Genomic DNA, 17,711 nt, shown 5'->3' with positions numbered 1-17,711 from the left:
ACCCATAATCTATTTTCTTATTTTAATTTCAATATTAGCTATTCTGAAGCTGATATAGATAACGATAGTAACCATCAGGCTTAGCGAGCAATTCCTGATGAGTTCCTTCTTCAACTATCATGCCTTTGTCCATCGCAATAATGCGATCGGCCATACGAACAGTAGATAGGCGATGAGCAATAATCAAAACCGTACGGCCTCTGCAAATAGCCTGCATATTTTGCATAATGGCTCGTTCCGATTCATAATCCAGTGCACTAGTTGCTTCATCCAGAATCAGAATTCGCGGATTTCCTACCAAAGCCCGGGCAATAGCGATGCGCTGTCTTTGTCCACCAGAGAGACCTGCACCCTGTTCACCAACTACAGTGTCATAGCCTTCAGGCAACTCCATAATAAAATCATGAGCACCTGCCATTTTAGCCGCATACATAATTTTTTCCAGAGGCATCCCCGGATCAGCAAGAGCAATATTGGCGCGAATACTCTGATTCAAGAGCACATTTTCCTGAAGAACCACACCAACCTGACGGCGTAGCCATGCCGGATCGGCCAGTGCCAGATCATTGCCATCTACCAGCACTCGTCCACGTTCAGGGGTATATAAGCGTTGTACCAGCTTAGTTAAAGTTGATTTACCAGAACCGGAACGTCCCACAATACCCAGAATTTCACCAGACCTAATCCGCAAATTTAAATCACGCAGAATTTCTGCACCATCCGGACGATAGCGAAAAGAAATTTTTTCAAATTCAATCTGGCCTTTAATATTTGGCAAAGCCATGCGTGAAGTAGGATTTTCTGTCGGGGTATTTAAAATATCGCCAAGACGGGAAACAGAAATACCCACCTGCTGAAAATCCTGCCACAGCTGTGCTAGGCGGATCACAGGAGCTGCAACCTGACCTGCAAGCATATTAAACGCAATTAATTGGCCTACTGTCAGCTCACCTTTAATCACCAGATGGGCACCTAGCCATAAAGTAACAACCGTCACCAATTTCTGAATCAACTGCACGCCCTGCTGACCAATAGTAGCAAGGCGGGTAACGCGGAAACCTGAGCTAACATAAGCAGCCAGCTGCTGATCCCAGCGTCTGGTCATCTGAGGCTCAACCGCCATAGCCTTAATTGTACCAATAGCTGTTACCGATTCAACCAGAAATGACTGATTATCAGCATTTCTGGCAAATTTGTCATTTAGTCTCGAACGCAAAACCGGACTAATAGTTGCAGACCAGATAGCATAACAAGGCAGAGATACGAGAACTACTAACGTAAGCCAGCCACTATAAAACCACATTACCAGCAGAAAGATAAAAGAAAAGCAGAGATCCAGTACCGAAGTTAATGCCTGTCCTGTTAAAAAGTTACGGATTTGTTCCAGCTCACGTACTCGCGCAACCGTATCGCCTACTCGCCGGTGTTCAAAATAGGCCAGAGGTAGGCTTAACAGATGACGGAATAATCGTGCGCCCAATTCGACATCGATACGTGACGTAGTATGAGCAAAAATATAAGTGCGTAATCCACCTAAAACCACATCAAAGATAGTAATTACCAGCAAAGCAATAGTAATAACATCAAGAGTGGAAAAACCGCGGTGTACCAGAACTTTATCCATCACTACCTGAAAAAACATAGGCGTGACTAGTGCAAAAAGCTGAATAAAGACAGATACAATCAATACTTCCACAAAAATACGCCGGTATTTGATTACCGCAGGAATAAACCAAGTAAAATCGAACTTAGCCAGTTGCCCAAGTATAGATGCTCTTGACGCAACCAGAATCAACTGACCAGAGTAACGCTGTGCAAACTCTTCTTTATTCAGAATAACCGGCTTTCCTGCTTCGACATCCTGAATCAGATAACGATCCTCATCTATTCTGGCTAAAATAAAATGCTGACCATCGTCCCGCCATACCAATGCCGGTAAAGCAAGTAGATGCAGACGCTTAATATCGTGCTTAACTAGTTTGGCTTTTAAGCCCAGATCTTTAGCTGCAAGTAACCATTGTTCAATTTTTAAATCATTCTGTTCTGCATACCTATGCATAATGTCCGCAGGATTAACGGCTATGCCATGAAAATGGGCTAAAAGAACCAGAGCAGAAACAGCAATACTGGGTTTTTCAAATTCAGCGGGTATAGAAAGTTCTGGTGGTAATGACATAGATTTCAGTATTAATGTTTAAATATCTACGTATAAGTTAACACAAATAAAGAAAAAAATACATAGTAAAATTACTTTCAAGTATAAATTATTTATAAGCTGTATGTGAATAAGAGTTTTATAATAATTTTTGTAAATTAAAATTGATTTATTTTTTTTAAATATGTTAAATTATTATAGATTATTGTTTCCGCAGGAGGGATAAACAAAAAATTTAATAACCCAATATATAATTTGGATATAAACTAAAATATATATTTTAATATTATATTAAATTTATAACTTTACATTTAATATTGAAATTAGTGAGTTATATTTGTTTATTTATCTTATGCATTTCACGGTTAAATAATTAAGCTCGAAATTGATACTCAGTAAGTATACTTGTAATAAATTCCAATAAAACTCAAACTGGAGGTAAGTTCAAAGAAACTCAGTTAATGTAGTGTTCTTAATGTTTAGATATTAATTTATAACAGACAAATAAACTGTTATTCCGACTTAACATTTAAAAAAGAGGTCATACTTTGAATAAATCTAAAGAAACAGATGTCTATTTAAATATTGTATCAGCTGGGCAAAACGATAATATTAATCTTATGGAGGGTAGTATGAACAATGATAATTTGAGTGGCACAAATCAGGACGATATTTTAATTGGTAGAGAAGGGAATGACAGACTTTACGGTGGAGAAGGAGATGATACCTATGTATTTGCCAAAGGTCATGGTAAGGATTATGTAAGTGATAGTGGCGGCAAATCAGATACGATCCAATTTCTGGATGTGAATTTTAATGAGGTTAAATTTCGCAAGAATGGTAATACTTTAATTATTTATGGTTACAACGAAGGAGATTCAATTGAAGTAGGAGATTTTTTCTATGGTAACGACAAATATGTTATAGAAAATTTCGTATTTAAGGATAGAACAGTTACTCTGGAGCAATTACGCACAGAGGGTATGGAGCTATACGGTACTGCAGGAAATGACAGTATTAGTATTTCAGTAGGTAAAGCCATTATGCATGGAGGAGACGGTAATGACACCCTTAGTGCGAGCGCCTGGAGTAATGCCAATGACGTACTGGATGGCGGTGCCGGTAATGATACCCTTTATGCATATGGTGGAGATGACATATTAATTGGAGGCACAGGAGATGACAAACTTTATGGTGGAGAAGGAAATGATACCTATGTATTTGCCAAAGGTCATGGTAAGGATTATGTAAGTGATAGTGGCGGCAAATCAGATACGATCCAATTTCTGGATGTGAATTTTAATGAGGTTAAATTTCGCAAGAATGGTAATACTTTAATTATTTATGGTTACAACGAAGGAGATTCAATTGAAGTAGGAGATTTTTTCTATGGTAACGACAAATATGTTATAGAAAATTTCGTATTTAAGGATAGAACAGTTACTCTGGAGCAATTACGCACAGAGGGTATGGAGCTATACGGTACTGCAGGAAATGACAGTATTAGTATTTCAGTAGGTAAAGCCATTATGCATGGAGGAGACGGTAATGACACCCTTAGTGCGAGCGCCTGGAGTAATGCCAATGACGTACTGGATGGCGGTGCCGGTAATGATACCCTTTATGCATATGGTGGAGATGACATATTAATTGGAGGCACAGGAGATGACAAACTTTATGGTGGAGAAGGAAATGATACCTATGTATTTGCCAAAGGTCATGGTAAGGATTATGTAAGTGATAGTGGCGGCAAATCAGATACGATCCAATTTCTGGATGTGAATTTTAATGAGGTTAAATTTCGCAAGAATGGTAATACTTTAATTATTTATGGTTACAACGAAGGAGATTCAATTGAAGTAGGAGATTTTTTCTATGGTAGCGACAAATATGTTATAGAAAATTTCATATTTAAGGATAGAACGGTAACTCTGGAGCAATTACGCACAGAGGGTATGGAGCTATACGGTACCGCAGGAAATGACAGTATTAGTATCTCAGTAGGGAAAGCCATTATGCATGGAGGAGACGGTAATGACGCCCTTAGTGCGAGCGCCTGGAGTAATGCCAATGACGTACTGGATGGCGGTGCCGGTAATGATACCCTTTATGCATATGGTGGAGATGACATATTAATTGGAGGCACAGGAGATGACAAACTTTATGGTGGAGAAGGAAATGATACCTATGTATTTGCCAAAGGTCATGGTAAGGATTATGTAAGTGATAGTGGCGGCAAATCAGATACGATCCAATTTCTGGATGTGAATTTTAATGAGGTTAAATTTCGCAAGAATGGTAATACTTTAATTATTTATGGCTACAACGAAGGAGACTCAATTGAAGTAAGAGATTTTTTCTATGGTGGTGATGGACATGCTATAGAAAATTTCGTATTCAAGGATAAAATGGTAACTCTGGAGCAATTACGCACAGAGGGTATGGAGCTATACGGTACCGCAGGAAATGACAGTATTAGTATCTCAGTAGGGAAAGCCATTATGCATGGAGGAGACGGTAATGACGCCCTTAGTGCGAGCGCCTGGAGTAATGCCAATGACGTACTGGATGGCGGTGCCGGTAATGATACCCTTTATGCATATGGTGGAGATGACATATTAATTGGAGGCACAGGAGATGACAAACTTTATGGTGGAGAAGGAAATGATACCTATGTATTTGCCAAAGGTCATGGTAAGGATTATGTAAGTGATAGTGGCGGCAAATCAGATACGATCCAATTTCTGGATGTGAATTTTAATGAGGTTAAATTTCGCAAGAATGGTAATACTTTAATTATTTATGGCTACAACGAAGGAGACTCAATTGAAGTAAGAGATTTTTTCTATGGTGGTGACGGATATGCTATAGAAAATTTCGTATTCAAGGATAAAACAGTCACTCTGGAGCAATTACGCAAAGACGGAATGGTATTGTATGGTACAGATGGTAATGACAACATTACACTTTCTTCAGGTAAAGCAATTATTTACGCAGGTGCTGGTGATGATGGTTTGAGAGGAGGAGATAGAGATGATATTTTAGATGGTGGTGAAGGAGATGATCATTTATATGGACAAGGAGGAAATGACATATTAATTGGCGGTGCTGGTGATGACAGCATTTGGTCAGAAGATGGTGACGATATAATAATTGGTGGCTCTGGTAATGATTACCTTTCTGGTCGTGGTGGGAATGATATCTATATTTTTTCTAAAGGACATGGTCAGGATATGGTATGGGATGGCAATGTTTCATTGCATAGTGAGAATGGCAAAGAAGATACAATTATATTTACAGATGTAAATTTTTATGAAGTTACATACCGTAAAGAGGGAAATACATTATTTCTTATGGGCTACAATGAAGGAGATGTTGTAGAAATCAGAGATTGCCTCTATGAAGACGGTACTAATTGGGCTGCGATTGAAAAATTTGTTTTCAAAGACAGAGTGGTAACACTTTCTCAAATAAAAGCGGCATTTGAAAATAATGATAATCAAAATGGTGATTATCATATTTATTTATCAAATAGTATAAATCAAAATAATCAACATGGTTATCCTTTGGTAACCAGTCAGGTTCAGCAGCTTGTGAATGCAATGGCTAGTTTAAACACAAATGCGATTGATGGTATGCAAATATGTGAATTATTGAATCAAAATGGCTTGTTAAATAATTTTGCAACTTGTTTTGAAAAATAATTTCAATTCAATAGATAAGCGCTGAGTTAAAACCTGTGATTTATAATAATCACAGGTTTTTTAAATTTCTACTTATTTTTTAACACTTTATATTTACTACATAATTGATGGAAAAAATATATTATATATTTAAATGTTTAATATTAAATTAATTACCCATTGTTCAATATTTTATAAGAAATAATTAGAGCGTGAATACAAGAAAAGACTGAAAAGGTAGATGAAATTTAGTCAGATATTTATAGAATCAGAAAACAGCACCGTCTGCTTCTGAATTAGTTGATGATAAGTGGATACGATATGCAAATGCTGAGGGAGACGCCTTGATAATCGATGCACAGGAATATATGACGCATAGTGGTGGCTGGTTTTAAATTCTAAATAGTTTTTATAAGTAATAGTTATTTTGTTGTGTTAAAGAAGTAAAGTTTGTTACTATTCAGGCAGATGAAAATTGATGAGTGCATGGAGAATATAAAGGTATGTTTTGGCTACTTATTGGAATTATCATAATCACTTTTTTCTTACCCTTACTTAGCGTTTGGATTGTGGTTAAAGTAACGGATTTAGCAAAAGCGCATCCAAAACCGGCAAAATATACATTAATAACCATGTTCATTATATTGATGGTAGCAGGTGGTTTAAAAATACGAGATATATATTATGAAAAATCGCCGTATTACTTTTGGAATGAATTAATGCGGAAAAATCCTAAACCATTTAATGTATCACAAGAAGAGTTTGAGGCTAAGAACAGAGCTGGGTATTGCTGGCGGGACAGAAAATATTATAGCAAGGAAGAGCTATGGCATAAGGCGATGAAAAGTTTAACTGGTCGAATGATATATGAAAATAAATTTTATTGGGATAATAAGATAGTTAATGATAATGGCGAATTTTTGCCTACAGAAGATGAATGTGTAAGGCAGAAGGGTTGTAGAGTCTTTAAAATTCCGATGAATCCAGATAAAGAAAAATTTCTTAAAAATAATATTGAAAAGGAAAATGATTTTTGGAAAGGCATTGATATATTAATTAAACATAATGAAGCGCAAAGCTTTATACTTGCGTCGGATCAAAATTATATTAATGACGATTTTAAGTTAAAAAACTATATTTTGATACATAAAAAAGGTAATCCATCTTATCTTTCTGTCTATGATAGTAATAATTGCTGTACTGTTTTAAATAAATCAGAATGGTCATTGATAAAAAAAAACTATATTTTAAAATACATTGGAATTGATACAGTAGTATTTATGCAAGAATCTAAAATTCCCATTGATATTGACATTAACTCTTGGGGTGTAGGTAATTTTTATTTGAGTGTTACATATTCTAAATCAATAAGTGTGCCAGAATTTGTAGCTAAAGATAAAAGTGAAACATTTAAGGATACCAGAAAAGTTTATTTGTTAAATAATTGTGGCGATGTTTTATATAGACCAAATTATTGGTGGCGCAGGTAATTTACTATAAATTATAGATCACTACTTTAACTATTTATTGTGTTAATATAAGTTTTTTTATGTTTAATCCGTAGGTCTAAATATTAAATAAAAGGAGCAATAACATGGCTTATGAAGTGAATGCAGGTAAAGATTTAGTGAGTATAGATGAGATTCTCGCCAGATATTTGTGGAATCAGAAAACAGCACCGTCACCATCTGAACTAGCTGATGATAAGTGGATACGAGATGCGAATGCTGTGGGAGACGCCTTGATTATCAATGCGCAGGAATATATGACGCATGGGGGGGCGGTTTGTGTCAGCAGCTGATTTTCAGTTTTAAATAGTTTTTAAGTAATAGTTTTTATTGTACATTAAAGAAATAAAGTTTGTCACTAAGTGCATGGAGAATATAAAGTTATGTTTTGGCTATTTGTTGGAATTATCACACTTACTTTTGTCTTACCCTTACTTAGCGCTTGGATTGTGGCTAAAGTAATGGATTTAGCAAAAGCGCACCCAAAACCGGCAAAATATACCTTAATAACCATGTTCATAATATTGATGGTAGCAGGTGGTTTAAAAATACGAGATATATATTATGAAAAATCGCCGTATTACTTTTGGAATGAATTAATGCGGAAAAATCCTAAACCATTTAATGTATCACAAGAAGAGTTTGAGGCTAAGAACAGGGCAGGGTATTGCTGGCGGGATAAAAAATATTATAGCAAAGAAGAGCTGTGGCATAAGGCGATGAAAAGTTTAACTGGTAGAATGATATATGAAAATAAATTTTATTGGGATAATAAAGTAGCTAATATCGATGGCGAATTTTTGCCTACAGAAGATGAATGTGTAAGGCAGAAGGGTTGTAGAGTCTTTAAAATTCCGATGAATCCAGATAAAGAAAAATTTCTTAAAAATAATATTGAAAAGGAAAATGATTTTTGGAAAGGCATTGATATATTAATTAAACATAATGAAGCGCAAAGCTTTATACTTGCGTCGGATCAAAATTATATTAATGACGATTTTAAGTTAAAAAACTATATTTTGATACATAAAAAAGGTAATCCATCTTATCTTTCTGTCTATGATAGTAATAATTGCTGTACTGTTTTAAATAAATCAGAATGGTCATTGATAAAAAAAAACTATATTTTAAAATACATTGGAATTGATACAGTAGTATTTATGCAAGAATCTAAAATTCCCATTGATATTGACATTAACTCTTGGGGTGTAGGTAATTTTTATTTGAGTGTTACATATTCTAAATCAATAAGTGTGCCAGAATTTGTAGCTAAAGATAAAAGTGAAACATTTAAGGATACCAGAAAAGTTTATTTGTTAAATAATTGTGGCGATGTTTTATATAGACCAAATTATTGGTGGCGCAGGTAATTTACAATAAATTATAGATTACTACTTTAACTATTTATTGTGTTAATATAAGTTTTAATTTGTTTAATATATGGGTTTAAATATTAAAAAAGGAGCAATAACATGGCTTATGACGTGAATGCAGGTAAAGACTTAGTGAGTGTAGATGAGATTCTCGCCAGATATTTATGGAACCAGAAAACAGCACCATCACCATCAGAATTAGTTGATGATAAGTGGATACGAAATGCAGGTGCTGAGGGAGATGCATTGATGATCGATGCACAGGAATATATGACGCATGGTGGTGGACGATTTGTGTCAGCAGTTGATTTTCAGTTTTAAATAGTTTTATAAGTAATAGTTTTTATAGTACATTAAAGAAATAAAGTTTGTCACTAAGTGCATGGAGAATATAAAGTTATGTTTTGGCTACTTGTTGGAATTATCACACTTACTTTTGTTTTACCCTTACTTAGTGTTTGGATTGTGGTTAAAGTAACGGCTTTAGCAAAAGCGCATCCAAAACCGGCGAAATATACATTAATAACTATGTTCATTATATTGATGGTAGCAGGTGGTTTAAAAATACGAGATATATATTATGAAAAATCGCCGTATTACTTTTGGAATGAATTAATGCGGAAAAATCCTAAACCATTTAATGTATCACAAGAAGAGTTTGAGGCTAAGAACAGGGCAGGGTATTGCTGGCGGGATAAAAAATATTATAGCAAAGAAGAGCTGTGGCATAAGGCGATGAAAAGTTTAACTGGTAGAATGTTATATGAAAATAAATTATATTGGGATAATGAGGTAATTGATGCAGGAGGAAATCCAAGACCAACAGCAGCTGATTGCATCCGTTATCGGGGGTGTAGAGTATTGAAAATTCCTATGAGTTTGATTAATCAAGAAATTAGTAAAGATAATATTGAGACAAAAAATAGTTTTTGGAAAAAAATTGATGGACTAATTAATAATAAAAAAGTTCAGAGTTATAAATTTGCCTCGGATGAAAATTATATTAATGATGATTTCGAATTAAATAATTTTGTTTTAATTCATCAATTAGATGATCGTATTCCTACTAACACTACTTTATATAGTAGTAATTGTTGTTCAGTTTTAAGTAAAGCAGAATTGTCATTGATAAAAAATAAATATAAATTAAAATATGCAGAAAGTGATATGGGAACATTTTTAGAAGAGTCGAGAATCCCGATTGACATAGATATCAACTCTTGGGGAGTAGGAAATTTCTATTTAGGTGTTACAAGCTATTATTATTTTGATATTGTAAACTTTGAAGAGAGAGATGAATCTGGATTACCTGAAGATATATTTATTTTAAATAACTGTGGCGATATTTTGTATAAGCCATATTATGATTAAGTAAAAATTTGTTTAAATAGTAAACAATAGATATTATATGTAATTATATTTAAAGTATTATTGTTGTGTCTAGATATTTGATTTCTATATTGAGTAAAAGGAGCGTTAACATGGCATATGAAATGAATGCAGGAAAAGATTTAGTAAGTGTGGATGAGATTTTAGCCAGATATTTATGGAACCAGAAAACAGCACCGTCGCCTTCAGAATTAGTTGATGATAAATGGATACGAAATGCAAATGCTGAGGGAAATGCCTTGATTATAAATGCGCAGGAATATATGACGCATGGCAGTGGACGATTTATATCAGCAGCAGATTTTGGTATGTTTAAAAAATTTTTCAACTCTGAAAGAAGTTTATCAGAAGGTAATCATGATTTCTTATCAATGTGGAAAATGATTTATAATGAAACAATTGATTTATGTACACGTGAAGGAGTTGATAAATATAATAAAATTAAAAATGAGGTATTTAAAACAGCTATTAGTCAATATACTACTGGTATTGGATCTAGTGATTATATAACTCGTGCCTTTATTTTCGGTTCAACAAGTTTTACTATTGATTTTGATTCAATAAGATTTGTGGTTAAAGCGGATGGCACAAGAGAAATACAAGGATTAAAAATAATTCCATGTAAAGATAATTTTGATTTTGATTCTAGTAACGGGGTTGCCAATTACTTTAACAAAGATTTTAAAAAAATGATCGATCCATTTGGAATTGGTAGAACGGTACCGATTCAATTTACAGGAGATGTATCTGCCGTTACTGTGACAGATAAAGATTTTGCTCAATTGAAGGAAGCTAAAATGGAGCGAGACACTGTCGATGCTAGTTTTATTGGACAAACACCAGGGGCAATGAACTTTTATTTAAACGAAATTAAGAGACAAATCAAAATATCTCCATCTATTAATTATACAGACTCCCACGGCAGAAAAGTGATTTATGATGGGAAAGATATATTTAATAAAGGTTCTTTAGAGGCCGAATCAGCTGGTCTATTGGAGATATTTGCCGACGATCCAGATTCGGCATTGATTGGTGGTGGTGGTGAGGATATTTTAAAGGGTGGTAGTGGTAATGATTTGTTAATGGGGTCAAGTTCTTGCTCCATTGAAAAAGATATCCTTATTGGTGGCGATGGCTATGATACTTATATCGCTGACAAAATGGATGTGATTGAAGATTCAGATGGCAAGGGCGCGATATTTAATGTTGATGGAAGTATTTCTGTTGCTAATAAAAATATATTAACCGGAGGTTTTCATTACAAAGATGATCCTGAGAATACTTATTATGGTGGTGGGAATAAATATTACTGGGCTGGTGGAGATTTAATAGTTAATGATGGGTTGAGGGTTAAAAATTTTAAAAATGGCGATTTGAATATTCGACTGAGGGAAAAAAATGATACTCGGCCGGATATTAAGGAGGCGGAGGATATCAGATCGCCTATAGTTATTGATATGAATGGCGACGGGGTGAAAACCAGTGCGAAAGGGCAGCATGTTTATTTTGATCATGATGGCAATGGCTTTGCTGAAAATACTGGCTGGGTAGATAGTCATGATGCGCTTTTGGTTTTAGACCGTAATCAGAACGGCCAGATTGATGACGGACGGGAATTATTTGGCAGCAATACGCTATTGGCTTCGGGTAAGAAAGCAAAAAATGGCTTTGAAGCTTTGGCAGAATTTGATGAGAATCATGATGGGGTAATTGATGCTGCTGATTCTGTGTGGTCGAAATTGCAGCTATGGCAGGATAAGAATCAGAATGGTGTGGTTGATGAGGGGGAGTTGTCGGCATTAAGCGCAAGCCAGATTAAGGCAATCGGGGTTAATTATAAAACTGAGAAGGCTAAGGATGCGCAAGGCAATGAGCATAGGGAAACAACAAAGGTTACGTGGGCTGACGGGCATCAGACAGATGCGACAGATGTGTGGTTTGATACGGAACAGGGGGATGCGTTTAATACTGAAGGTATCGAGATAGATAAGGATATAGCGAAATTACCGTATGTGCAGGGTTTTGGTAATGTGCTGGATCTGCATTCTGCGATGCAGAAGGATGCGGTATTGAAAGATATGGTTAAGGATTATCTGGCTGCTGATGCGAAAACACGCGCTTCGATGTTGGATGAGCTGATATATCGCTGGACAGGCTCAAATCAGGTTCATCCGGCAAGCAGGGGAAGTTACATTGATGCTCGGCAACTGGTGGCATTAGAAAAATTAACTGGTTCAGATTATTTGGGCACGTGGTGCTGGGGAGATCGCGATCGTAATCCGCATAAAAAAGCGGCACCGAAATTAATTGCTGAGTATACCGACTTTGCGGAATATGTTGATGCCTGTTTGTTGGCTGAAGGGGTGTATAAGGAGCTGTTTGCTCCGATTATTCTGGCGCAGTGGGATGCTGAACAGCAAAAAGTCGGATATGACTACTCTAAGCTAAATCAAGAGATAGCAAGGTTAGTGAGCAATAATCAGTTGGATGAAGCGAGAGAACTGGTAAAAATTGATCTGAATCTGGGTAAATATAATAGCGCGATGAGGGAACGGCGGCTGGTCAATAAGTTAGCTGTAATTGGTAATAATGGATTGATAGCACAACTTTATGGTGAGATTGATAATATTTTTATTAGTTCAGGTGGAAATGACTGCTTTAATGGAAATGAGGGGCAGAAAGATCGTTATCTATTTCGCGCAGGGCATGGGCAGGATGTGATAAAGGATTTTGGATATGAATATAGAGAAAATCAGTACAATGATTTATGCTTTGAAGGAGCGAAGCTGGCAGACGCGCAGTTTATACGTTCGGGCAGTGATTTAATTATAAAAGCGTATGATACGAATGACTCTGTAACCTTATTGGATTATTTTAATCATACCTATAGCTGCGCATTTAACTTTGTGTTTGATGATGAAACAATTACTTATGAAGATATAAAGAGTCAATACGTCTTTATTCAAAATGGAAATGATGGAAATAATACAATTACTGGCTGGCAGGGTAAAGATATTTTAAATGGAGGAGCAGGCAATGATACGCTGAACGGGGAAGATGGCGATGATATTCTGAATGGCGGAGCAGGCAATGATAGGCTGAACGGAGGATATGGCAATGATATTCTGAATGGCGAAGCAGGCAATGATACGCTAAACGGAGGGAATGGTTATGATATTCTGATAGGAGGTACAGGCAATGATATTCTGAGAGGAGGAGACTGGCATAAGGATCGTTATGAATTTGAGGCCGGGCATGGTCAGGATGTGGTGCGGGATGATGGCTCACTTTCAAAAGAGCAGCAACATACCCGTAATGATTTAGTATTTAAAGGGGCGAAGCTGGCTGACGCAGAGTTTATCTGTTCCGGAATGGATCTGATTATTAAAGCGTATGGTTCAATGGACTCTGTAACTTTGCCGAATTATTTTAATGCTAATTATCAAGATGGCAGAGCATTTAATTTTATATTTGATGATCAAAGTGTTACTTATGAAGATCTTTATGCATACCCACTATTGGGTGAAAATGGCAATGATATTCTGAATGGTGGAGATAGAAACGATATTATAGATGGCGGAAGCGGTAACGACATTCTGACAGGAGGAGCTGGGAATGACATTTTATGGGGCCGCGATGGCGATGATATTCTGAATGGAGGAGATGGCGACGACATCCTGAATGGCGGACGTGATTACGATATTCTGAATGGTGGTGCGGGCAACGATATCCTCAGTGGAGGAGACTGGCATAAAGACCGTTATGAATTTGAGGCTGGGCATGGTCAGGATGTTATTTATGATCTTGGCTACAGTTCACAAGATGATCAGAGCAATCGTAATGATTTGGTATTTAAAGGTGCTAAGCTCGCCGATGCAGAATTTACTCGTTCTGGGAAAGATTTGGTTATTCGAGCGTATGGTTCAGCAGACTCGGTAACGCTATCGGATTATCTCAATGATGATAATGGTTATAGTAGGGCATTTAATTTTATATTTGATGATCAAAGCATCACTTATGAAGACATTAAATATAATTATGGTGTTACTCAGAGTGGTGATGAACAAGATAATGTACTTACCGGCTGGGAAGGAAAAGATATCCTGAACGGTGGAACAGGTGATGATACGCTGAATGGGGAAGGTGGAAATGATATTTTAAATGGTGGTGCTGGTGATGATATTCTGAATGGCGGAGGTGGTTTCGATATTCTGATTGGTGGTGCTGGAAATGATGTGCTGAAAGGTGGTGAATGGGATAAGGATCGCTATGAATTTGAGGCAGGCCATGGTAATGATGTTATTGATGATTTTGGCTATACTTCGGAAAATCATAAAAAATATATTAATGAATTGGTGTTTAAAGGAGCGAGGCTGGCTGATGCAAGTTTTATCCGATCTGGGAATAATCTGGTTATTCATGCATATGGGACAGAAGATTCAGTAACTCTGCTGAATTATTTTGATGATAGTGAATATTATAAGAGAGCAGCGTTTAATTATATATTTGATGATCAAACTCTCACCTATGAAGATGTCTATAATAATTATACTTTTGCTTATAACGGGGATGAAAAAGATAATGATATTGGTGGCTTTGATGGAAAAGACATTCTGAGTGGCGGAGCGGGCAATGACAGGCTATATGGGCAAGGTGGAGATGATATTCTGATTGGCGGAGCAGGTGATGATATTTTATACGGAGGCGGTGGATATGATATTTTGATAGGTGGCACCGGTAACGATATTCTGTGTGGAGGCAGATATCATAAAGATCGTTATGAATTTGAGGCAGGACATGGCCACGATAAGATTGAGGATGGTGCTTTAGTTTATAGCCAAAGTAATGAGGTGGTATTTAAAGGAGCCAGACTGGCTGATGCAAAATTCATCCGATCAGGGAAAGATCTGATTATTCAAGCGTACGGCTTGGCAGATTCAGTAACTATATTGGGTTATTTTAAGGATCGTGGTGCTTTTAAGTTTATATTTGATGATAGATGTATTAATTATTATGATCTCATAATGGAAGATTTTAAGATTATTCAGTATGGTAATGAGAATGATAATGTTATGTCTGGCTGGGAAGGAGATGATATTATCATTGGTGGCGCTGGTAATGATACGTTATCAGGAGGGGGTGGCCATAACGTTCTGGATGGAGGCGATGGCGATGATATTCTCATTGCAGGGCAACGTGGCGATATTCTGATCGGGGGAGCGGGAAACGATATATTAAATGGAGGCAGATGGCGAGACCGTTATGAATTTGAAGCGGGGCATGGTCAGGATGTGGTGAATGATTTAGGTTATGATGATCAAAATTATGAATATCACCGTAATGATCTGGTGTTTAAAGGTGCTAAGCTAGCCGAAGCAGAATTCCTCCGATCCGGGGATAATCTGGTGATCCGGGCATATAAATCAGAAGATTCGGTAACTTTGCCAGATTATTTCAATGAAAATTGTAATAGCAGAGAGTTTAACTTTGTATTTGATGATAAGCGCATTACTTATGAAGATATCAGAAATGATTATGGGTTTATTCAGAGTGGAAATGAAAGCGATGATGTTATTGCCGGCTGGTGTGGAAAAGATATTCTGAATGGTGGCGAAGGTAATGATACTTTAAATGGAGAAAAGGGTAATGATATTCTGAATGGGGATGCCGGAGAGGATATTCTGGATGGAGGAGATGGTGATGATGTTTTAAATGGTGGAGCTGGGGATGATATTTTAAATGGTGGAAGTGGCTATGATGTTTTAAATGGTGGCACAGGCAATGATATTCTGAATGGAGGCGACTGGCATAAGGATCGTTATGAATTTGAGGCAGGACATGGCGAGGATGTGGTTAATGATCTGGGCTATGATTCAATTCCCTATGAGCATGATCGTAATGAATTGGTATTTAAGGGTGCTTATTTAGCCGATGCTGAATTTGTTCGCTTAGGAAATGATCTGATTATTAAGGCCTATGGTGCAACAGATTCGGTAACTGTGCCAGATTATTTTAATTCTGGAAATATATCCAGTAGGGCATTTAATTTGGTTTTTGAAGATCAAACTGTTGCTTATAAGGAAATTAGCTCTGGCTATATTTTTGTCCATAACGGAGATGATGGTAATAATGCTATCAATGGCTGGCTTGGTAAGGATGTTATAAATGGCGGAGCCGGTAATGATGTGTTATGGGGTGGAAATGGTGATGATGTTCTGAATGGCGGGGAGGGCAACGATATTCTGTATGGTCAATATGATAATGATATTCTGAATGGCGGAGCCGGCAATGATACGCTATGGGGTGGTGCCGGAAATGATGTTCTGAATGGCGGTACGGGAGATGATGTTCTTAACGGGGAAGATGGTTACGATATTCTGAATGGTGAAGCCGGAAATGATGTTTTGAAAGGTGGCGATTGGCATAAGGATCGTTATGAGTTTGCGGCTGGGCATGGTGAGGATGTGGTGAATGATTTGGGCTATGATTCTAAGTCTTATCAGAACCAGCGTAATGATCTGGTATTTAAAGGAGCTAAACTTGCTGATGCTCAATTTACCCGCTCGGGACGGGATTTGGTAATTCGGGCGTATGGTTTTGCAGATTCAGTAAGGTTGCCGGATTATTTCAATGATGGGAACCGTTTTAGTAAAGCGTTTAATTTTATATTTGATGATCAGTGCATTACTTATGAAGATGTTAGGAATAATTACTCCTTTGTTCAGAACGGAGATGAGAAGGATAACGCTATATGGGGCTGGGATGGCAATGACATTCTGAATGGTGGTGCAGGAAATGATACTCTATGGGGTGGGTCTGGTAATGATGTGCTCAATGGTGGTAAAGGTAATGATATTCTGCATGGGCAAGCTGATGATGATGTTCTGAATGGCGGTGACGGTAACGATACTTTATGGGGTGGATTTGGTAATGATGTTCTGAATGGCGGTGCCGGCAATGATGTTTTAAACGGTGAAGCTGGTTATGATGTTCTGAATGGTGGTGCCGGCAATGATATTCTGAAAGGTGGTGACTGGCACAAGGATCGTTATGAGTTTGAGGCTGGTCATGGTGAGGATGTGGTGAACGATTTAGGCTATGACTCTGTTGTTTATCAGGATCAGCGCAATGATTTGGTATTTAAGGGAGCGAGATTAGCTGATGCTGAGTTTATCCGTTCGGGGCAGGATCTGGTTATCCGCGCGTATGGTTCAGCAGATTCGGTGAAGCTGCCGAATTATTTCAATTATGGTAATGTGACGAGCCGAGCATTTAATTTTATATTTGATGATCAGTGCATTAGTTGTGATGATTTGAGAAATGGCATGTCTTTTAATCTGGCTGGTGCTGGGTATCAAGAGGACGTTGTTAATCTGAATAGGGGGGCTGATGTTCTGAACTATGGAGGTGTATATGGTTTCTATGCTGGTTTTGAACAGGACAGCTGTTTGAATAATGAGGATGTTACTGCTGCTCAGGTTCAGAATCTGTTGTCGGCAATGGCTGGGTTTGATGCTGTTGTTGATGATAAGTTAGGCTTGCCAGAACAGTTGCCTCCATTTACTCAACCGGCAAATGTCGGTGCGTATTGGGGTAGTTGATG

The 17,711-nt window shown here is 37.1% G+C and carries 8 protein-coding genes; 7 read left to right on the top strand and 1 reads right to left on the bottom strand.

Annotation, left to right across the window (positions count from 1 at the left end; translation table 11 throughout):
- Positions 1-34 precede the first annotated feature (34 nt).
- Positions 35-2,176: a type I secretion system permease/ATPase gene (locus J6578_RS02015; RefSeq protein WP_239362343.1), complete on the bottom strand. Its 2,142-nt coding sequence runs from the start codon at positions 2,174-2,176 to the stop codon at positions 35-37.
- Between the two features lie 527 nt (positions 2,177-2,703).
- Between J6578_RS02015 and J6578_RS02010 the strand changes: the two genes are divergently transcribed.
- The 7 genes from J6578_RS02010 to J6578_RS01980 all read left to right on the top strand — a co-directional run bounded on the left by J6578_RS02010 (position 2,704) and on the right by J6578_RS01980 (position 17,709).
- The gene (locus J6578_RS02010; protein ID WP_287953778.1) at positions 2,704-5,859 is read left to right on the top strand and encodes a calcium-binding protein; all 3,156 of its coding nucleotides are present in this window, start codon (positions 2,704-2,706) and stop codon (positions 5,857-5,859) included.
- 482 nt (positions 5,860-6,341) lie between these two features.
- Positions 6,342-7,328, top strand: a complete 987-nt coding sequence (locus J6578_RS02005; RefSeq protein ID WP_287953777.1) for a hypothetical protein — start codon at positions 6,342-6,344, stop codon at positions 7,326-7,328.
- A gap of 104 nt (positions 7,329-7,432) precedes the next feature.
- The gene (locus J6578_RS02000; RefSeq protein ID WP_100150950.1) at positions 7,433-7,639 is read left to right on the top strand and encodes a hypothetical protein; all 207 of its coding nucleotides are present in this window, start codon (positions 7,433-7,435) and stop codon (positions 7,637-7,639) included.
- A 90-nt stretch (positions 7,640-7,729) separates the two neighbouring features.
- Entirely contained in the window at positions 7,730-8,716 is a 987-nt protein-coding gene (locus J6578_RS01995) for a hypothetical protein (RefSeq protein ID WP_287953776.1), read from the top strand.
- Positions 8,717-8,818: 102 nt separating this feature from the next.
- Complete coding sequence (locus J6578_RS01990; RefSeq protein WP_287953775.1) at positions 8,819-9,040, top strand: hypothetical protein; 222 nt, start codon at positions 8,819-8,821, stop codon at positions 9,038-9,040.
- A 78-nt stretch (positions 9,041-9,118) separates the two neighbouring features.
- Positions 9,119-10,090: a hypothetical protein gene (locus J6578_RS01985; protein ID WP_287953774.1), complete on the top strand. Its 972-nt coding sequence runs from the start codon at positions 9,119-9,121 to the stop codon at positions 10,088-10,090.
- A 110-nt stretch (positions 10,091-10,200) separates the two neighbouring features.
- Complete coding sequence (locus J6578_RS01980) at positions 10,201-17,709, top strand: calcium-binding protein (RefSeq protein WP_287953773.1); 7,509 nt, start codon at positions 10,201-10,203, stop codon at positions 17,707-17,709.
- Positions 17,710-17,711: the final 2 nt, after the last annotated feature.

Origin of the sequence: Snodgrassella sp., from assembly GCF_024103505.1 — a bacterium.
Taxonomy (GTDB): domain Bacteria; phylum Pseudomonadota; class Gammaproteobacteria; order Burkholderiales; family Neisseriaceae; genus Snodgrassella; species Snodgrassella communis.
This window is presented reverse-complemented; position numbering and strand designations above follow the sequence as displayed.